Source organism: Paraburkholderia sartisoli, from assembly GCF_900107685.1.
In the GTDB taxonomy this organism is placed as follows: domain Bacteria; phylum Pseudomonadota; class Gammaproteobacteria; order Burkholderiales; family Burkholderiaceae; genus Paraburkholderia; species Paraburkholderia sartisoli.
In genome coordinates, this window is the sequence record NZ_FNRQ01000003.1 from 26,438 (window position 1) to 46,657 (window position 20,220).

General features: G+C 64.9%; 12 protein-coding genes. 3 read left to right on the plus strand and 9 right to left on the minus strand.

The annotated features are described in order from the left end of the window. Positions 1 to 8: 8 nt before the first annotated feature. From BLV45_RS11450 to BLV45_RS11465, 4 genes are all read right to left on the minus strand, one after another. Positions 9 to 2,249 (minus strand): DEAD/DEAH box helicase, encoded by a 2,241-nt coding sequence (locus BLV45_RS11450; protein WP_090532962.1) that lies wholly within the window; start codon positions 2,247 to 2,249, stop codon positions 9 to 11. Beyond that, positions 2,221 to 3,519 (minus strand): ATP-binding protein, encoded by a 1,299-nt coding sequence (locus BLV45_RS11455; protein WP_090533834.1) that lies wholly within the window; start codon positions 3,517 to 3,519, stop codon positions 2,221 to 2,223. The genes BLV45_RS11450 and BLV45_RS11455 overlap by 29 nt, the downstream gene beginning before the upstream one ends. A 5-nt stretch (positions 3,520 to 3,524) precedes the next feature. Beyond that, positions 3,525 to 5,756: a tellurite resistance TerB family protein gene (locus BLV45_RS11460; protein WP_090532964.1), complete on the minus strand. Its 2,232-nt coding sequence runs from the start codon at positions 5,754 to 5,756 to the stop codon at positions 3,525 to 3,527. Positions 5,757 to 6,099: 343 nt separating this feature from the next. Further along, complete coding sequence (locus BLV45_RS11465; protein ID WP_090532967.1) at positions 6,100 to 8,409, minus strand: putative bifunctional diguanylate cyclase/phosphodiesterase; 2,310 nt, start codon at positions 8,407 to 8,409, stop codon at positions 6,100 to 6,102. Positions 8,410 to 8,680: 271 nt separating this feature from the next. Here BLV45_RS11465 and BLV45_RS11470 point away from each other — a divergent pair, with 271 nt between their 5' ends. Next, positions 8,681 to 9,343 carry a phosphoribosyltransferase gene (locus BLV45_RS11470; protein WP_090532968.1) on the plus strand — a complete coding sequence of 221 codons (663 nt, stop codon included), beginning with the start codon at positions 8,681 to 8,683 and terminating at the stop codon, positions 9,341 to 9,343. Positions 9,344 to 9,356: 13 nt separating this feature from the next. Here BLV45_RS11470 and galU read toward each other — a convergent pair whose 3' ends face one another. Continuing rightward, positions 9,357 to 10,250, minus strand: a complete 894-nt coding sequence (gene galU, locus BLV45_RS11475) for a UTP--glucose-1-phosphate uridylyltransferase GalU (protein ID WP_090532969.1) — start codon at positions 10,248 to 10,250, stop codon at positions 9,357 to 9,359. Between the two features lie 273 nt (positions 10,251 to 10,523). Continuing rightward, complete coding sequence (locus tag BLV45_RS27505; protein ID WP_176954137.1) at positions 10,524 to 10,670, minus strand: hypothetical protein; 147 nt, start codon at positions 10,668 to 10,670, stop codon at positions 10,524 to 10,526. 262 nt (positions 10,671 to 10,932) lie between these two features. Between BLV45_RS27505 and BLV45_RS11480 the strand changes: the two genes are divergently transcribed. Then, positions 10,933 to 12,123, plus strand: a complete 1,191-nt coding sequence (locus BLV45_RS11480) for an acyltransferase family protein (RefSeq protein WP_090533836.1) — start codon at positions 10,933 to 10,935, stop codon at positions 12,121 to 12,123. Between the two features lie 94 nt (positions 12,124 to 12,217). Here BLV45_RS11480 and BLV45_RS11485 read toward each other — a convergent pair whose 3' ends face one another. The 3 genes from BLV45_RS11485 to BLV45_RS11495 form a co-directional block, all read right to left on the minus strand. Continuing rightward, positions 12,218 to 14,734 carry a glycosyltransferase family 4 protein gene (locus tag BLV45_RS11485; protein WP_090532971.1) on the minus strand — a complete coding sequence of 839 codons (2,517 nt, stop codon included), beginning with the start codon at positions 14,732 to 14,734 and terminating at the stop codon, positions 12,218 to 12,220. Beyond that, positions 14,731 to 16,197 (minus strand): flippase, encoded by a 1,467-nt coding sequence (locus BLV45_RS11490; RefSeq protein ID WP_090532974.1) that lies wholly within the window; start codon positions 16,195 to 16,197, stop codon positions 14,731 to 14,733. The genes BLV45_RS11485 and BLV45_RS11490 overlap by 4 nt, the downstream gene beginning before the upstream one ends. A 160-nt stretch (positions 16,198 to 16,357) precedes the next feature. After that, positions 16,358 to 18,544: an NHL repeat-containing protein gene (locus BLV45_RS11495; protein WP_407671009.1), complete on the minus strand. Its 2,187-nt coding sequence runs from the start codon at positions 18,542 to 18,544 to the stop codon at positions 16,358 to 16,360. A 506-nt stretch (positions 18,545 to 19,050) separates the two neighbouring features. Here BLV45_RS11495 and BLV45_RS11500 point away from each other — a divergent pair. Beyond that, positions 19,051 to 20,133, plus strand: coding sequence for an acyltransferase family protein (locus tag BLV45_RS11500; RefSeq protein WP_090532976.1), 1,083 nt, complete (start codon positions 19,051 to 19,053; stop codon positions 20,131 to 20,133). Positions 20,134 to 20,220 lie beyond the last annotated feature (87 nt).

Here is a 20,220-nt window from a genome sequence, read left to right on the forward strand (position 1 = left end):
GATAGGTGCTAGGCCGACATACCCATGGAGAGCCGTCGCGCCTCGGCCACCGCACCGGCCAGATCGAGCCTTAGCGACGCATACGCGGTCCGCTTCACGTCGTCAGGCAGCGTCCAGTCCCACTTTTCGTTGTCGACGTTCTGGATCGTCTGCAACGCGGCCGTGGTTTCGGATGCCGTCATCGTCGCGATCCGCTGCAACACGTCGCGCACCGTGCCGGTCCCCGAAGCGCGGACGCTGACCGCCGGCCCCTGATTCCACGCATCGAGACCCTGCGCGCGAAGCAGCACGACGAGCGCGTCGTTCAGCCAGTCGCCGGACCACGTCGCGAGCATCACGCTGCTGCCCGCGACGAAGATCGACTGCGTCGCAAGGTTCGACGAAGCGAAATAACGCCGCGCCTCGTCGAGCAACATCTGTGCTCTGGCATCAAGAAACGCGACCGGCTCCGTTTCCGCGAGCACGCGGTGCATCTCGCGCCGCACTTCGTCGTGGACCCGGGCGCCCGCGCCGTCGAAAACGGGCGGCGCACCGCCGCGATCCGGATGAACGAAGACGCTCTTCTTTTCCGCATCGACATCCTCCACGCGCCAGCGCTGCCCGGCGAAAATGATGCTCTGTCCGGGCGTGAGCGGATGCGAAACCGGCAGCGAACCCAGGTGCCGGTTGCCGGCGATCACGCTGAACTCGTCGTCGCTGGAAAACGACGCGTAGAACGCGTAGTGATTCACGAGCCGCTCGCCCGCGACGCCATGCAGCAGCAAGCCACCCTGCTCCTGCACGATCAGGTCCCGGCTGCCGAGGCTGCGCAGAATGGCGGCGAACGTGGGCTTGTCGATCGTGTCGAACGGGCCGTCCACGACGAGCGTCTGCCACAGGTCGATTGCCGTGGCGCCGCCGCGCTCCGCGATGATCGACAGGATCTGCTGCACGAGCGTCGAAGGATGCAACCCACCCGCGCGCGGTGGTTCGAACCAGCGCTTCAAAAGCAGCCGCACCATGGCGACCGATTGCACGAGACCTTCGCGCAGCCGGTCCGAGAGATCAGAGTCGTCGCGCAGTTCCGCCTCGACGCAGTAGCAGCGCAGGATCGCCGCTTCGCCCTTGCGGCGCCCCGAGCGTCCCAGACGCTGCCGCAGGCTCGCCACCGATGGCGGCGGTCCGATCTGCGCGACGCTCTTCACGGCGCCGATGTCGATGCCGAGTTCGAGCGTCGTCGTACACACCGCGCTCGCGGGCCGGTCGCCGGCCTTCAGCGCCCGCTCGGTTTCCTCGCGCAGTTCCTTCGAAAGACTGCCGTGGTGCGGCCAGAATTCATTTGGATAGCCGTCGCGCTCGCACGCGCGACGCAGCAGGCTCGCGTAGTTTTCCACCAGCCGGCGGCTGTTCGGAAAGATCAGGTTGTTCGAGCCGCGCAGCGCGCGATAGATCTGGCTGGCGACTTCGAGCGTGCTGCCGGGTACGTCGTCTTCGAGCGCGGGACGCTCGCCGGGCGCGAGATCGAAATCGAGCCGCGCGCCCGTTTCGACGAATCCCTTGATCAGCACCTTCAGTTCCTGCCCCGCGCTGCCGGACTCGATGATCTCGACGGGCTGCTTCGCCCGTGCGCGCAGAAAGCGCGCGGCGAGCTGCATGTCGCCGAGCGTCGCCGAGAGCCCCACACGCGGCACCGCACGGCCGCACACGTGATCGACGCGCGCCATCAGCGACTGCAACTGCATGCCGCGCTCGGCGCCGATGAACGCGTGCAGCTCGTCGACGACCACATAGCGCAGCGTGCTGAAAATCGTCGCGAGCGACGCGCCCCGATTGACGAACAACGCCTCGAGCGATTCCGGCGTGATCAGCAGCACGCCCGTGGAATGCTTCAGGAAGCGCTGCTTGCGGCCCGCGGATACGTCGCCATGCCAGCCTGTCACGGGAATGTCGAGCGACTCGCACAGTTGCTCCAGACGCGACCACTGGTCGTTGATCAGCGCCTTCAGCGGGCTCACATACAGCACCGAGCCGACGCAACGTCCATCGCGCAGCAGGTTCGACAGGATCGGCAGGAATGCCGCCTCGGTCTTGCCGGCGGCCGTGGCGGCAGCGATGATGACGTCGCGATCGGCGTCGATCAGCGCGGGCACCGCGCGCTCCTGCGCGTCGCGCAGTTCCGTCCAGCCCTCGCGCCAGATCCAGCGGCGGATCCGCTCGTCGAGCAGGTCGAAACTGCGTGACTCAGTTGAGCCGGAAGCTGGTGAGTTCATCGTCGCTGTCGGTTGCGATGTCCGCTGCGCCGCCGGTATCGCGCTCGACTTCGAGGCCGCCGATCAGCTGTCGCCAGTTCGCATCGGGATTCTGTTCCAGCACGGCAAGCAGGTTGATGAACGCGGTGATCGTGGTGCGCGGCGTGCGGAAATACGCTTCGCCAAGACGCGCGGCGGCATGCGCCATGAAATCCTGGATCGCCTCGACGGGCAGGAGCGCCTTGCCCGCGTCGCCGAACGCGTGGACGATGCGGATCTTGTCGAGCAGCACGTAAAAATCCTCGGGCGTGAGGCTCGCGAGACGGATCACCGGGCCGCTATAGTCGACGAGTCCGTTCGTCGCGAACGTGTTTTCCGCAAGCCGCGATTGCAGCGCCGGATAGCTGTAGAGACCACGCCGCGTGTCGAGCAGAAACTCCGGCGTGCCGCCCAGCACGAAACCGAGACCCGCCGCCGAACCTTGCAGCGAGTCGTTGAGAATGCGCAGGATCTGTTCGTAGTTCGCGTTTCGCGCCTGCACGTTCGCGAGCTTGTAGAGATTGACCAGTTCGTCGAGGCACACCATCAACCCGCTATAACCGGCCATCCGCACGAAGCGGCCGAGCAGCTTCAACTGGTCGTACATGCTGGCGTCGTCGACGATCGTGCGCACGCCCAGCGCGTTGCGTGCATCGGTGCGCGTCGAGAATTCGCCGCGCAGCCAGCGCACCGCGTCGCTTTTCAGCTGCTCGTTGCCTTCCTCGAAACCCCGGCAGTACGCCGCGATCACGTCCGCGAAATCGTAGCCGTTGACCATTTCGGTCAGTTGCGCGAGTTGCGCGCGGATCACGGCTTCGCTCGTGCGGCCGGTCGCTTTCGCTTCGGTCTTCGCCTGGCCGATAAACTTTTCGACGACGCCCGCCAGCGCCCCGCCTTCGGGCTTCGTGCGCGTCGCCATGTTCTTGACGAGTTCCGCGTAGAGCGAGCGCGCCTGCCCGCCGGACGCGTGCAGGCGCCGGTCCGGATTCAGGTCGGCATGGACGGTGACGAGCTTTTTCTCCAGCGCGATCGCGCGAACCAGGTTCAGAAAAAACGTCTTGCCCGCGCCATATTCGCCGACGACGATGCGAAAGCTCGAGCCGCCATCGGCGACCCGTTCCACGTCCTGCAGCAGCGCTTCGAGTTCACGCGCGCGGCCCACCTGAATCAGGTGCTGTCCGGCGCGCGGCACGACGCCGGCGCGCAGGGACTGCAGGACCGCATCGCGGTCCTTCGGGCGAATCGTTGGAATCGTTGTCATGCTGCCAGCCTTTGTGCCAGATCCTGATTGATTTCCACGGGGTCGTCCCCGTCCGTGAGCGGCTCGTCCCAGTGATCGAGCGACGCCTCGTTGACCTGTTCGATCGCGCCGTCGAGCATCAGCTCGAGGTCCGCCGCGGCATCGGCGAGTTCAGCGCGCGTCCACGCCGGACGTGACACCAGAAGCCGCAGGAACGTCGAATGCGCGTCGTCGAGCCCGAGCAACGCGCCTGGCGTTGCCGCGACCTCTTCCGGCTCTTCCGGTTCGACGGATGCCTGCGCGTTCGACGCTTCCAGCGGCACGGCCGGCTGCTCTTCGACGAACACATCCGCGAGAATCGCCGACACGCGTGCGGTTTCGTGCTGAAGCGCCGCGATTCGCGCCGTGTCGAGTACGAATTCCGCGCCTGCCGGGCGTGCGTCCGGTGTGGCATCTTTCGATGCCGATCTTCCCGGCTTTGCTGCACCAGCGGCGCGCGCGCCACGCGGCGAACCCGACGCGGCACTCGCGCCCTGATGCAGATCGATATAGAGACGCTGCGGGTCGAGATCAAGCATCCGGTAGATCTTTTCCAGCAGCTTCACCTCTTCGCGCGAAACCGTGCCGTCCGCGTTCGCGGTTTGCACGAGGAAACACGCGATCGCCTTTTTGACCGCGGCGGGCAGCGGTTCGAGCTTCTTCTTCAAACCCGCGCTGGATGCGGCCTGCGCGAGCTGCACGAGATTTCTCGCCTTCAGGCGTGTCTGCTGCAGCGGTTCGAGATGCGACCACGCGTCGATTTCCCGCTCGATCAGCGCGATTTCCGCCGCCGATGCGCTGCCGTCCGCCGTCGCCACCGCCGCGGCGAGATCGACCATCAAGGTCGCGACGACGTACGCATCGTCGGTATGCGCGGGCGCGGAGGTTGCGGGCGCGGCGAACAGCACGACGGCATCGTCGGGTTTCGGTGTGCGCGCGCCAAGCCGCACGTCCGGTTCGAGTGCGACACCCACCTGCGACAGCGCGGCGTTGAACGACGCCATCCTGTCGCGCGTGAGCGTGCCCATCACCTTGAAGCGCGCGAAGAGCGTGCCGAACGTGGTCACCATCGTCGTGTCCGCCACGTCGCTCGCGAGCGCGGCAAGCGCGTCGCGCGTCGCATCGGGCCACACGTCGGGCGGCAACATCAGCGTCGCTTCGAGCGAGCCGTACGCGTCGGGATTGCGGGCCAGATAACGGCTGAACGCGCCGAGCGCGTCGGCGGATTCGTTCATCAGCAACTGCAGCCGGTTGCGCGGCCCGGTGACCGCGGCGACATCCGGCAGCCCGAGCAGAAACCCCGGCAGCGGTACGTTCTGAAGCGCCTTGAACGCGGGTTGCGGCAGCACGTTGAGCCGCGTGCGGTTCACCGGCACCAGCATGCCCTCCTGAGAACGCTCGCGATACCGGCGCATGAAGACGCGGTCGAACTCGTCCGGACAGCGCGCCACGGCCGCGCGGCGGATCATCATCGGATCGAGCTTGACCCATGCGAGCGCCCAGCCGGCCGGCACGGGGTGACGGTCGAGCGCGGCCTGGCCGAACGCCACGCGCACGTTCAGCGGCACCTGATACCCCGTCGCCGAACCGTTCGGCGGCTTCTGGTCGTAGACCTTGCCGGTTCGCGCGGCCATCAGGCCGATGATGTCGAGCAGATTGCGCACGTGCCGCTGCCATGAGTAGTCGGCATCGAGGTTGAGCATGCGCAGCAGTTCACGCGTCATCTCTTCGTATTCGGCTGCGCTGACCTTGCCGGCCGCGCCGTCGATGAGCACGCGCCGCTCGAAGCCGAACAGATGCAGGAACAGGTAGCGGGTATGGATGTCCGATTTCCGGCGCGACGACGCGAGCCATTCAAGGTACGTGCGCCGCTCTTCACCCGACAGGGTCGCGTAGCCAGGCGGCAGGACGCCGATGTCCACCGCGGGATCGGTCGCCTCCGGCGCGAGCGGAGCGCCGGTGTCGACCACGCACGCGTCGACCGGACCCGGACGCGCCCGCCGGAAATCGCCGACGTAGAAGAAGCCCCGCCCGATCGACAGGTCGTCGATGTCGACCGTTTCGCCTGGCATGATCCAGCGGGTGGACGATGTCGACGCACCCGCCGGGGTCTTGATCCGGTAACTGCCGGCATCGGCGGGACCGTCGTTGCCCGAAACCGGAACGGTGACCAGCGGCTCGTCGTCGTGTGAGCCGGAAGGATTTGTCATGGAATAACAGGCTTGCGAGCCTTGTGCGAAGTGAATGCAGGCGCGGCATGGGTGCGGGCGTTCGATCTGCTTCGCCCCCGCCCCCTTCCTTTCGTTTCCTTGCCCGCCTCGCCTGATGCGCTTCGGCCGGTGCCAGCACAGCGGACTGGCTTGGGGTTAGCCGTTGATTATATTACGGGTTCCAGCGCGGCGAGGGACGCGCGCGAAGCCGCGTTCTTCGGCCGATGCCCCAGCAAAAACAAGGCCCGCGCCCGGCCGGATATGGCGGGGCGTGCCTGGCGTGACGGGTACAACGGGCGCACACATCCGGCGCCCATGACATGCCAGACCTGGCATGGCCGGTTCAGCGCGCCATCTGGACACCTGGGGCATCGTACGGGGCGAGCAGATGATGGGCATAGGCGTGCGCCTCGACGGGCCGGCTGAAGAGATAGCCCTGCTGCTTGTCGCAACCGATGGTGCGCAGAAAGGCCGCCTGCTCCACCGTTTCGACGCCTTCGGCGGTCACGTTCATCCCCAGCGAATGCGCCATCGCGACGACGGCCTGCGTGATCGCCACGGAATCGCGATGGTCCGGCAGGCCGGCGACGAACGAGCGGTCCACCTTCAGGTTGTGCAGCGGAAAGCGCTTCAGATACGACAGCGACGAATAGCCGGTGCCGAAGTCGTCGACGGAAATCCGCACGCCCATGCCGGCCAGCGCCAGCAGCATCGGCAGCACGGCTTCGCTGTCGCGCATCAGAAGGCCTTCGGTGATTTCAAGTTCCAGCGCGCCGGGATCGAGCCGCGTGCGCGCAAGGCAGGCGGCGATGCGCTCGACGAGCCCGTCGTTGAACTGGCGCGGCGACAGGTTCACGGCGATCACGAGATCGGGGGCAATCGTGCGACGCCATTCGGCGGCCTGCTCGCAGGCGCGTTCGAGCACCCAGTGACCGATCGCGACGATGAGGCCGGTGTCTTCGGCCACCGGAATGAACTCCGCCGGCGACACCTGGCCGAGCTCTTCGTGGTGCCAGCGCAGCAGCGCCTCCGCGCCGATCGTGCGGCCGCAGCCGCTGTCGATCACCGGCTGGTAGACGAGGCTCAGCTCGCCCGCGGCCAGCGCGCGCCGCAACGACTGTTCAATCATGAAGCGCCGTTGCAGACGCTGGTTCAACTCGGCGGTGAAAAACTGGAAGTTGTTCCGGCCGCGCTGTTTCGCGTGATACATCGCGGAATCGGCGTGGCGCATCAGCATCGTGGCGTCCTGCCCGTCGCCAGGCGACACGCTGATGCCGATCGAGACGCCGAGGTAATACTCGTTGTCGGCGATCTCGAACGGCACGGCGATCGTGTCGAGCACCTGACGCGCGAGCGTCGCGAGATCCCTGGCGTCGCGATAACCGCTCACGACGATCACGAACTCGTCGCCGCCCACCCGCGCGAGCGTGTCCGCTTCGCCCACGCAGCGCGCGAGCCGTCCGGCGACGCTGCAAAGGAGTGCATCGCCCGCGTCGTGTCCGGCGGTGTCGTTGACCTTCTTGAAGCCATCGAGGTCGACGAACAGCACGGCGATCCGTTCGGGGGGCGCGCTGCCGTCGGCGGGTTCGAACAGCTCGCGCATCCGGTCGGCGAGGTACGCGCGGTTGTAGAGGCCCGTCAGCGAATCGCGCGTCGCGAGCTCCCGGAGCTGCCGGTGCGCCTCGCGCACGGGGCCGATATCGTTGAACGAGATGAGCACCGAACCCGCTTCGCTTTCCCCCGGCTTGATGATCGGCACGACGTTTTCGGTGATCCACACCATCTCGCCGTCGGCCAGCACGAGGCCCATGGTGAGGCCCAACAGCGGCTTGCCGCTTGCGAGCACACGATGGGTTGGCTGTTCGTCCGGGGGAATCGGCGTGCCGTCTTCCCACACGGCGTGCCTGAGCACGCTGTAGATGCTGTCGCCCACGAGACGCGTCTTCGCGTGAAGCATGCGCCGGGCGCTCGGATTGCACGCCAGAACGACGCCATCCGGCGACTGCACGACGATGCCTTCGTTCAGGTGGTCGACCACCAGCCGGTGATACTCCTCGCTTTGCGCGAGGCGTCGCGCGATGGTGTCCTGATGGACCGCGAGCCCGACGCTGCGGCCGATGTCGCGCAGGATCGCTTCTTCTTCCCCGCCCGGCCGGCGCGGTGTGCGGTAATAGACGGCGAACGCGCCAAGCACGGTGCCCGCGTCGTCCTGCAACGGAATCGACCAGCAGGCGCGCAGCCCGACCGGCAGCGCCAGATGTCTGAACTCTTCCCAGAGCGGATCGGTCTCGATGTCTTCGACGACCACCATGCGCCGCTCGAACATCGCCGTGCCGCAAGAACCGCGACCGTGGCCGATCTGGAGTCCGTCGAGCGACGCGCTGTAAGACGCGGGCAAGGACGGCGCGGCGCCCATCCGCATGCGGCAGCCGTCTTCGTCGAGCAGCAGGATCGTGCATGATGCGCCGATACCCAGCAGCGCCTCGGCGCGTCGGCATACCTCGACAAGCAGTTCCGGCAATGGCGTATTACGCGTGATCAGGCGCAACACACTCTGTTCGGACGCGAGCACTTCTTCTGCCAGACTCGACCGGTAGCGTGCGCTCTCCGGCTCGGCGTCAATGGCGAACCCTGCGGTCTCTTGACGAATCATAGTTGCGCTCCCTAACCCGACATCGGCAGTTCCAGAGCCCTGGCACACTGGGGTTTACGCTAACAGCTGCGAAAAGAAGCATGGGATCGTCCACAGGATTGACAATACACGAAGCCGGCCCGCTGCCGGTAGGGCCAAATATGCAACAGGCACCCGGGAATGGCCGGACCCGCGTTCCAAAGCCTGGCGGGGCTTGCCGCAATCTGCCGCGGCCTGCCGCGACGTCATGCGGCGCGGCGGGCCTCGTGCGTCAACCGTGATGAGGGCGATCATGGAGCATCGTTTTGCCGATCGAGCGGAGGCTGGCCGCGTGCTCGCGCGCCAGCTGGGCGCCTATGCCGGCCGCGGCGACGTCGTGGTGCTGGGTTTGCCGCGCGGCGGCGTGCCGGTCGCGTTCGAAGTGGCAACAGCACTGGGCGCGCCGCTCGACGTGCTGGTGGTCCGCAAGCTGGGCCTGCCGATGCAGCCGGAACTCGCGATGGGCGCGATTGCGTCGGGCGGCGCGCTTTACGTCGACCGTCAGTTGCGGGGCGAAACCGGCGTGACGGAGGCGGAATTCGCGCGCGTACACGCGCAGGAGCGCGTCGAACTGGCGCGGCGCGAAGCGCTCTACCGCGACGCGCGGCCCGCCTTGCCGGTTGCCGGACGCACGGTGATCGTGGTGGATGACGGCATGGCGACGGGCGCGACGCTCAAGGTCGCCGTGGCGGCGCTGCGCGCGAACGCGCCGGCGGCCATCGTCGCGGCGTTGCCGGTGGCGCCCGCGGATGCGGCGCACCGGCTCGGGGACAGCGTCGATGAACTGGTCTGCGCGATGAAGCCGCACGTTTTCTTCAGCGTGGGTCAGTTTTACGCGGACTTCAGCGAAACCGATGACGACGAAGTCCGCGACCTGCTCGCCCGCTCACGTCGCGACGCAAGCGGGAACGCCTGATGGCGCGATGGATTCAGGCAGCCTGCGCGGTGAGCGCGAGCGGCAGATAGTCCTGCAGATACGCTTCGAAATCCGCCTTCACTTCGGGATGGCGCAGCGCGAATTCGACGGTCGCCTTCAGATAGCCAAGCTTGCTGCCGCAATCGAAACGCGTGCCGAAATAGCGGTACGCGAGCACCTGCTCTTCCGTCAGCAGCGACTGCAATGCGTCGGTCAGCTGCAACTCGCCGCCCGCGCCCGGTTCCAGCGCGCGGATGTGCTTGAAGATCGTCGGCATCAGCACGTAACGGCCCACGACACCGAGGTTCGACGGCGCCGTCTCGGGCGATGGCTTCTCGACGATCCCCGACAGCTTGATGACGTCCTCTTCCCATTCGCGGCCATCGACCACGCCGTACGAGCGGCTCTTTTCGCGCGCGATGGTTTCAACGCCCACCACCGAGCTGTGATAGTGGTTGAAGACGTTGACCAGCTGTTTCATGACGGGCTCGGTGCTGTGCAGCAGATCGTCCGCGAGCATCACGGCGAACGGGCTGTCGCCCACCAGCTTTTCCGCGCACAGCACGGCGTGACCGAGGCCGAGCGCCGTCGCCTGGCGAACGTAGAAACAGTCGACGTTCGCGGGTTTGATGCCACGCACGAGATCGAGCAGTTCTTCCTTGCCGCGTGCCTCGAGCTCGGCTTCGATTTCATATGACTTGTCGAAGTGATCTTCAATGGCGCGCTTGCTGCGGCCCGTGACGAAGATCATTTCCGTGATGCCCGCCTCGATCGCTTCTTCCACCGCGTACTGGATCAGGGGCTTGTCGACTATCGGCAGCATTTCCTTCGGGCTCGCCTTGGTGGCGGGCAAAAAGCGCGTGCCGAGGCCCGCCACGGGAAACACGGCTTTAGTGACTTTCAGCATGGTTGTGCTCTCACATCTGTGGATGACGATGCGTGCCACCCGACTCCGGCGGCGCTACGCTCCCTGAAAAGATTAGCGGAAAATAAATCGTCCGGAGAACCGAAATAACGATTAAATCGCAATATGCATAATCAATCAGACGGGATTGTCATATTATGAAATTCAGGCGGAAACAGTTACATGCCGGTTAAATGAAAGGCGGAAGGATTTTCCGACCTTGCAGGCAGCATGCGACGCCTGGTGAATAAAATCCGCGTGAGCGGATTTTCTGAATTACTCGTTCTCGTCCATGGGCGGCAACTTGTTGCCCTGATTCATCCGGAACCGGCTGATCGGCTCGTTCCTCAATGCCTCGCGATACGCGGAAATCGCGACGAGGATCAGCAATACGGCGACACCTGCCAGCAGATGCATGTTCATGGCGCTACTCCCTCATTTCAGCAATCCAGCCTTCAAACTAGCATGACAAAAACGGATAAATAATTCGCCCGTCTGAATCCATTTATTTTCATTACCGGGCCGTCATCTGAATGCCTTTTAATTACTTTTGAAAGGCGATTTTTTATTCATTTATTCATTGCCGCCGCGCATTACGATACTCATGCGGCCGCGTGCGTCCATGACGGTCCGCCATCGCCGCATCGGCACCAGCGTTCTCGAACGCATGAACCAGGGATTCCGTATGAGCGACCCGGCATCGAATGCCTCCGGCACATCGCTGCCGTTCACATCCGCCTCGCGCACCCACACGCGTACCGAAAGCGTCGCGCGAGAGCACGTTGTCGACGCGATGCGGGGCTTCGCCGCCCTGCTCGTGGCCTATTTCCACTGCCGTCAGGTCACGTGGGTCGGCATGGAGACGTTTCATCGCACCGCCGGCAAGGTGCTCGACCTCAACACGATCGTCGCGTACCTGACGCTGCCGGTCGCATGGGGCTCGGCAGGCGTGCCGATTTTCTTCGTCATCAGCGGCTACTGCATCCATCGCGGCGGCGCGCGGCGGCTGGCCGCGAATCCGTCATTCAGGCTCGATGCGGTGAACTTCTGGGCACGCCGTTTCGCCCGCATCTATCCGGTGCTGCTGGCGGCGCTCCTGCTCACGTTCGCGCTCGATTCGATCAGCTACCATCTGCCGCCCGTGAGTCACAAGCTGAAGGACATCGGCCTTCCGGTGTTCCTCGTGAATCTCTTCTCGCTGCAGGGCGTGGCGGGCCGAACCTATGGTTCGAACGGCGCGCTGTGGACGCTCTCGCTCGAAGTGCAGTTCTACGCCGTCTATCCGCTGCTGTTCGCGTTGCGCCGCCGGCTCGACATGCGCTGGGTCGTCGCGATCGTCGCGGCGCTCAATGTCGTGTCGGCGCTCGTGCTGGAGCGCCACGACATGCAGTTTTTCACGTCGTACTGGCTCTCGTGGACGCTCGGCGCCTGGATCGCCGAAGCGAAAGCGCATGCGGGCACCCGTGCGCGCCCGCGTTCGCGATGGCTTTATGCCGGCGCGGCCGCGTTCACCCTCGCCGGCTTCGTCGCGTTTCACTTCGGGCAATACGTTGCGTTCCAGCTGTGGGCCGCCGGTTTCGCGTGCTATCTGCTGAAGGCGCTCGATCGTCCCGATTCGAAGGCCCCGCGCTTTCCGCTGCTGTCGCATCTCGGCGACTTCAGTTTTTCGCTCTACGTCGTCCACCTGCCGCTTTTCGTGTTGCTGTCAGCGCTGGTGTTTCATTCTTCGCTACAGGTCGCGATCTGGCCTTCGTTCGCGTTCCTGCTGCTCGCCATTCCGTTCGCGTGGGTGTTTTACCGTCTGGTCGAACTGCCCGCGATGAAGTGGTCGGCAAGCCTCAAGCCCAAGGCAAAAGCGGCGCCCGCTCGAACCTGAGCAGGCGCCGCCTGGCTGTTGATTCCTGTCGTTTCCCGTTTGTGCCGGCCGCTGATGCGGCCGGTTTCATTTCGATTCCACCGGTAACGCCGCACTACGCGACGGCCGCTTTCTTCAGCTTCCCGCGCTTGCCCGCCTGCCCCGCCACGTTCTTCAGAATGCGCTCGACGCCAGCGACATAGTTCGCCGTACCGAAGCGCCGCACCGCCGTGCGATGACCGTTCGCGACAATCCGTTCGCGTAACGCAACGTCCGCCTGAAGGTTATCGAGCGTTTGGGCTAGCGCGCCCGCATCGCCCGGCTCGCACAGCAATCCGTCCACACCGTCTTCGACGATTTCGAGCACGCCGCCCGCGCGCGCGGCAACCACCGGACGCAGCGCGAGCATGCCTTCGACGATCACGCGTCCAAACGGCTCCGGCGTGATCGACGTATGCGCGACGACATCCACCGCGCACATGCAGGCCGCGACATCGTGCTGGAATCCGAGGAAATGAACGCGTTCGGCAAGACCGTTCGCTTCGACGAACGCACGCAGCCCGGCTTCGTATTCGTCATCTTCGCCAAAGAGCGCCGCACCGACGAACACCGCGTGCATGCGCGGGTTGTGCAGCATCGCTTCGAGCATCACGTGCTGGCCCTTCCAGTGCGCGAGGCGGCTGAACGAGCCGACGAGAAACGCGTCCTGCGGCAAGCCCAGCCGCGTGCGCAGGCTGCGTTGCGGCACACCGCGCAACGCATCGAACGGTGCAGCGGAAATGCCGTTGAACACGACGTCGATCCGCTTCCGGTCGAAGCCGGTCAGATCGGAAAACGCCCGCGCCGAAGCCTCCGAATTCGCGACCACATGCGCAAGCCCGAACTTCGCGCACCACTTGATGATCGCCAGCTGCTTGCGGCCAAAGTGCTCCGCGCTGACGATGTCGCGCAGATGCCAGACCACCGGCTTGCGCGCGAGCCTGCCGGCCAGCGCGCCGATCACCATCGCGCGCTGCGTGTTCGCGTAAATCACGTCGGCCTTACGCGCGCGTGCCGTCACGGCGCGTACGAGCGAGGCAAGCCCCGTTAGCGCCGGACCTTTCGGCAGCTTGCCGCCCTGCTTGCGCACGTGGCGCAGCGCACCGGCGTCCAGCACGTCGACCGCGACGCCGGCTTCGTCGAGCGCGGTGCGAAACGGACCATCGTCGAAGAGCGCGACCTGGATGCGCGCGCGCAGCGTCTTCACGACTTCGAGCAGCGACAGCTCGGCGCCGCCCAGCACGCCGCTCTGGTCGATCGCGAGCACGCCGATGCTGCCGGCCTTGAGCGCGCCGTCGGAAGGCGGCGTGGCATCGAACGCAGGCAGCGTTGCATTGCGCAGCGCCGGCACCTTCTCCTTGACGTGTTCGAAAAAGCGCTCGCGGAAGTAGCGCGCCGAAAACTGCTCCGCGTTCGCGCGGCAATCCGCGGGCGAAAAACGCCCACGATTGTCGTCGAACGCCTCGACGGCCGCGATGATCGAAGCGGTGCTCTGTTCGTCGAAGAACATGCCCGTGGGCCGCGCGTCATACAGGTCGCGCACCGTTTCGAGCGCGCCGCCCTTGCCGTACGCGATGACCGGCGTGCCGCACGCCTGCGCCTCGACCACCGAGATGCCGAAGTCTTCCTCGGCGGCGAACACGAACGCCTTCGCGCGACGCATCTGGTCGTGCAGCACCGCGAACGGCTGGTAACCCATGATCTCGACGTTCGGCGTCGCCTTCGCGCGGATCTTCTGCATGTCGGGGCCGTCGCCGATCACGACGAGACGCCGCCCGGGCATCTTCGCAAATGCCTCGACGATCAGATCGATTTTCTTGTACGGCACCATGCGCGAAGCGGTCAGATAGAAATCTTCCTTGTGCTCGTTGACGAGAAACGCGTCGACGTCGACAGGCGGAAAGATGACCTGCGCATCGCGCTGATAAACCTTCCTGATACGCCGCGCGATAAACGCCGAATTGGCGACGAACTCGTCCACGGAATTCGACGTGCGGATATCCCAGTTGCGGATGTAGTGAAGAATCAGCCGCGCGATGACGGAACGCGGGCCGTTGATCAGGTTCGACTGCTTCAGGTATTGATGTTGCAGATCCCACGCATAGCGGATCGGCGAATGCACGTAGCTGATATGGACCTGATCGGGGCCCGTCAGCACGCCCTTCGCGACAGCGTGGCTGCTGGAAATCACTACGTCGTAGGCGGACACGTCGAGCTGCTCGATCGCAAGCGGCATCAGCGGCAGCATCGCGCGGTACTTCGTGCGCGCGAGCGGCAGGTTCTGGATAAACGACGTGGTCACCGGCTTGTTGCGGATGAACGCGCGGTCGTCGAGAAAGTCGACGAGGCTGAACAGGTCCGCATCCGGAAAGCACGCGATGATCTGTTCGAGCACGCGTTCGGCGCCCGCGTAGGTGACGAGCCAGTCATGCACGATCGCCACGCGAACGGACTTGCCCGAAGGCGGCGGGCGGCGCGCCGGCAGTTCCGGGCGCGGTGCGGGCAACAGCGCATCGGGGATGCGCGTGGCGGGCGCGGCCGGTGCGTCAGGGTTCGCGCGCAGGACGGGTTCGTCAAGGACGTCGTGGTTCATGCGCTTTTCCTCGGGTTCAGTCGCAGCAACAGCGAGCGGGCAAGCCCGCGCACCGCGGGTGTCATCGTGAGAGACCAGCCGGTATTCGCGAGCACGACGAGCGCGCCCGCCGCGAGTGCTATCGCGAAGCTCGACAGGAAGTCGGCGAGATACAGGCTGCCCAGCAGAAAGACGAGATGCGGCAACATGTCGAGCCAGATGGGCCGGGCGCGGATCGCCGAGAGCCACAACAGCACCGCGTAATCGAAGAGCGAGCGCGCGGCCACGATCACCGCCGCGCCCGTGAGGCCGAAATGCGCGATGCCGAACCACAGGCCCGCTGCGAAGAGCGGCAGCTCGACGAGCGCGACCTTGGCGGCCGCTGCAGGGTTGACCTGCGACTGGATCAGCACGCGCGTGACGTTCGCCTGCCCGATGAGCCAGACGCTCAACACGAGAATGCGGCCTACAGGTGCCGCTTCGCGTGCGAGTTCAGCGCCCACCCACAGATGCAGAAACGGCTCGAGCCCGAAAATCGCGACGATCGCAACGGGTGTGAACACCGCGTTGAGAAATTCGAGTGCCTGTTGCGCGAGCACGTCCGCATGATCGCGCCGCACGGCGGACAGGCGGGGAAAGAGCGTGCGCACCACCGCCGTCGAAACGATGTTGAGCCGGTAGACGAGATTCTGCGGCACCGTGTAATACGTGACGAAGCGCGCGCCCATTGCCGTGCCGAGCATCATGCGGTCGAGCGAATCGGAGACCATGTTCGTCGTGCTCGTGACGAGCATCCAGCCGCCAAAGTTGAAGAGGCCCTTGGTGACCTTCAACTGCGGTGGCATGACGCGGCGAATGCCGAGCACCTTGAGCGCCGAGTGCCCCAGCAGCAGCCCGGCCAGAAGCCGTGCCACAACCGCCGCGGCCAGCACGCTTTGCAGGTTCGGTGCGACGAACCACGCGGCGGCGAGCGGCAGCAGCTGGAACAGGAACGTGCCGATCGTCTGGTTCGTGTTGTAGATGCCAAAGCGTTCGGCGCCGTTGATCGAACCGGCAAACACCCACGAGACGTTCGCAATCGGAATCGCGATGGCGAGCCACGGCAGCGCCATATACACCTCGTGCTGCAACGCCGGCGATACGCGCGTGAAATACGCGGTGTAGATGAACGCGCCGAAATAGATCACGAGGCCGCCGACGATGCCGGTGCCGAGGTTGAGCCAGAACGCGCTCCAGAACACCCGCGCGCATTCTTCGTCGTCGTTCGAGGCGCGCGCCTTCGAGATGTGGTTCTGCGCGGCCATGCTCATGCCGAGATCGAGAATCCCGAAGTAGCCGATCAGCGTCCACACGAGGCTGATCACGCCGTACCGTTCCACGCCCAGCGCCTTGATGTAGGCCGGCACCGTCACGAGCGATACGAAAGTTGGCAGCACCAGCCCGAAAAAGTTGATCGCTACGTTCTTGAGGATGCCTTTTTCCATCAGATGCCTTAGAGTCAGTAATGCGTCCGCCGCCTGCGCGCCGGGAGATGCTTCGAGTAAAGCACGTAAAAAATGACACCTGGCGGTGTTGCGCGCCAGGAAAATAATCCGCTCGGGTGCGAAGAAAATGCCTTGAAAAAGGCTTTAAAACACTTTTGTGTCAGGTGGGCTTCCAGCGATACATCAGCACCTTGCCGCGCGCGTCTTCCTCGACGAATATCAGGTATTCGCCATCGCCGCGCCTGAATGCGCTGATGCCGTTCGGCACGTCGACCCAGCCCGATGCGCGGCCCACTTCCGGACCCGGCCGGAAGACGCCCACTTCGCGGCCGGATGCCTTGTCGTACACGTGAACGGTCGCGAAGGGTTCGACGGCGAAGATGTACTGGCCTTCGACCGCGAAGCCCATGATCGTCGAGACCGGCCGCGCCTTCGTTTCCCATGGCAGCGTGATCGCGTAGCGCTGCACCGGCTTGCCCGACGACCACTTGTCGTAACGCACCAGCACGCGGCCCGCTTCCTTCCAGAACGCCCGGTCCACGCCGAGATCGGCCGTATAGCCCGACGCGTACATCGTGTCGGTGTCCGCGTCATACACGGCGCGGCGCAGTTCCGTAAACGGCGCGGGCACCGGATACGTCGTCATGTCGGACCACGCGTAGATCGGGTTACCCTTCGCATCCAGCCCGCCGAAATGCAGGCGGAAAATGCCCTTCTTGTCACGCGCGCGCCAGATGTCGCCGGCGGAATCGACCCACCAGCCCCACCCGCCCGGCAGTTTCGCGCCGGTGTTGTTCGGCGAGAATTCGTTCGCATCGAAACGGCCGTTGCCGTTCGTGTCGCGCCAGAGCCAGTCGCCGCCCGGCGGCGCATTCGGGATGTGTTCGACGGCCTTCGCGCTGCCGGCGATGAATCCCGAGGGAATCGCCGTTTCGCCATCGTGCGCCGCGTCGAAGCGATAGATCTTGATGTGATCCGCGTACATGTCCGTGAGAAACAGGAACGTACGCCCCTTCAACCTGCGCGCGATCGGCAGACCCGGCCACTCGGCCACCGTAAACACCGGGTCTTCCGGATACTTGAAGCGGTTCGACAGAAAGCCCACGTATTTCCAGTCCTGTCCCGCCGGCTTCGACAGATCGAGTTCAAACCGCTTGTTGCCGGTGTAGACGCTGTCGGGCCGCGACGGATCCATCCACGCGCCATCGACGAACAGCAGCCCCTGCAACTGCCACAACTGGCGCCCATCCGGGGCGTAGCTCTCGAGCGTCGCACCCAGATTCGCGCCGATCACCTTGCGTATCGGGCCAACACCATTGCACGACACATACACGTTGCCGCGCGCATCGACGCCCACGCCCGTCAGCCCATTGAAGCGCTGCGGCCCCGGCCTGCCGGAGACGCCGGAGAAAATGCCACCGCGTTCTCCGAGCGTGCCGCTCATCGCATAGCGGCCATTCGTCCGGCTGAAAAACAGCACCTGCTGACGCGGGCCGTTGTCGGCCACCAGCACGCGGCCCTGGCCGTCGACCGCGACGTCCGCGACCACCGTGTCGTCCGGCAGCGGCAACGTGTCGTTCAGACGCTGCCCGTCGGCCGTGTAATGCAACACGCGCCGCGTACGGTCGCCGCGCGGGCCGCTCAATACCCAGAGCGTGCCGTCCGGCGCGAGAGCAATACGGCCCGGTTCCGGCACGCTCCAGGTCGTTTTCTGCAGCATCGACTCGGCGTCGTAGACCTCGATGCGGTCACGCGCGGTGTTCGCCACGTAGAGCGTCGTGTCGTTCGCGGCGAGCCCGTCGATCTCCGCCTTCTGGTCGGACGGCACTTCGTTCACCATCAGAAAGCTGGCCGCGAGCCGTGCACGCGGATCGAGCGCGAGCGATACGTTCGCGCCGCTGTGAAACGGCGCGCTGCGCTTCGGATCGGCGATCTCGCGACGCGACACGCCGTACCACTGCTTGCCCTTCTCCGGCCACACGCCGGGCGAAACCAGATGGCCGCGTTCGTTGCCGACCGAAACCGCCAGAAACTCGTACTTGTGGTTGATCGCGACGGCCGTGCCGCCCAGGTTGCCCCAGCCGTGCGTGTCGCTCGCGACACCGAGCACCTTGCCGTTCTGATAGATGCTCGCCTCGGCGCCGCTCTCGTCCCAGATCGTGTTCGTGTACACCTTGCCATCGGGCGAAACGGCGATCGCGGCGATGTCGATCTGCATCCACGTGCCGTTGCCGAAACCGAACGTGTTGCCGATCCACGACGTCTTCACGTTCAGCACGTTTTCGGCATGCAGCGGGCACGATGCCAGCGACGCCCAGAAGAGCAGCGCGCACAGGCGCTTTGCCACGGAACCAGCGAACTGCGAGGCAGACAGTGAACGCGGCAATACAGATCCTCCGGTCAGGGGCCGTTCACGGCGCGGGTCGCGCGCGATCGAAGCAGGCTGTTTCCACCAGATCACCTTACGCGGGAAATCCGCGCCGATGAAAATCGAAAATAATTCAAAAATATTCAGGGAATATTCACCGATATCCGTTCTGCCTGACGTTCTGTTTGATTTATGCCCGCGAATCGGGTCATGTAACCGATATGCAAGGCAAGCCGTCATAAAGCGGCCGTTTTTGCCGCAAGGCTGCGCGCCTTCATGCACGCGCCGGGTTGCATTCAGTGAATGGATCCGCATGAGAGCCTCATTTCCGACCGGGTTGATTACATTCTGATTCTTTTGTTTCGGCTTATCAGTTCCGCATTCGTTTTTTCATCAGTTTATTTTCCCTAGAATGAATGGCACCTGCCGTTGCGCACAGCACGTATGCGTGCGCGCGCTTACAACACGCCCTTTCCGGATGGCTCATGACAGCAAGCGTACAGCCTGCCTCGCCCTCTCATTCCCGTCGCATCGTCCAGCTCGACGGACTGCGCGCCCTCGCGGTTCTTGCCGTGTTTGCCCAGCATGCGCTCAAGGCGCCGTTGTGGATGGGCGTCGACCTGTTTTTCGTGCTGAGCGGTTTTCTGATCACCGGCATCCTGCTGGAACGCAAGGCGCGCCAGCAGTCGTATTTCAGCTATTTTTACGCACGCCGCGCGCGCCGCATCCTGCCGCCTTATCTGCTGCTGATGCTCGTTTCGTCGCTCGTGTTCGGGCTTGGCTGGGCGCGGCACTGGCAGTGGTATGCGTTCTTCGCGACGAACATCGGCGACGCGCTCGGACAAAGCGGCCACGACAGCCTGAACGTGCTGTGGTCGCTCGCGGTCGAGGAGCAGTTTTACATCGTGTGGCCGTTCGCGGTCCTGCTGCTGTCGCAGCGCGCGCTGGCGATCCTCGCCGCCGCGCTGATCGTGCTCGTGCCGCTGTTGCGCGCGGTCGCGACGCCATGGTTCGACACGTTCTGGCCGATCTACTACCTCACGCCGTTCCGCATGGATCTGCTGTCGGCGGGCGCGCTGCTCGCGGTGGCGGTACGGCGCGATCGCAACGCGCTCGAACGCTTCCGGGTGCCCGCCGTGTTCGCGCTGTTCGCGGCACTGGCCGTGCTCGCCGCGCTGCATCTGCATTTCCCCCGCTTTCGCGCGGAAAACACGCCGCTTTCGAATGCGTGCCTCTACAGCATCTCGCTCGTACTGTGTACATCGGCGCTCGTGATCGCGTTGCAGTCGAAGGGCATCGTCAGGCAGGTTCTGTCGCATCCGGTACTCGTCTATGTCGGCACGGTCAGCTACACGATTTACCTGATTCATCTGACCGTGCTTTACATGCTGTGGCCGCTTGCGCTGAATCGTTACGTCACCGCCGCGCTTGCGCTCGCCATCACGCTCGCCTACGCCACGCTCACGTGGTTCGCGTTCGAGCGGCGTCTGATTGCCGGGGCGGGCGCGGGTCGGGCGAGCGTGCAAGCGGTGCCGGCGCAGGGCGGGTCCGCCGGATCGCGCACGTGAGCGCGCGCCGCTTTCAACTTCGACATCGATTCTCCATGCGTGTCGCCGCCGCGTCATTTTTCGCCACTGCCCGCGCGCTGATCGTCG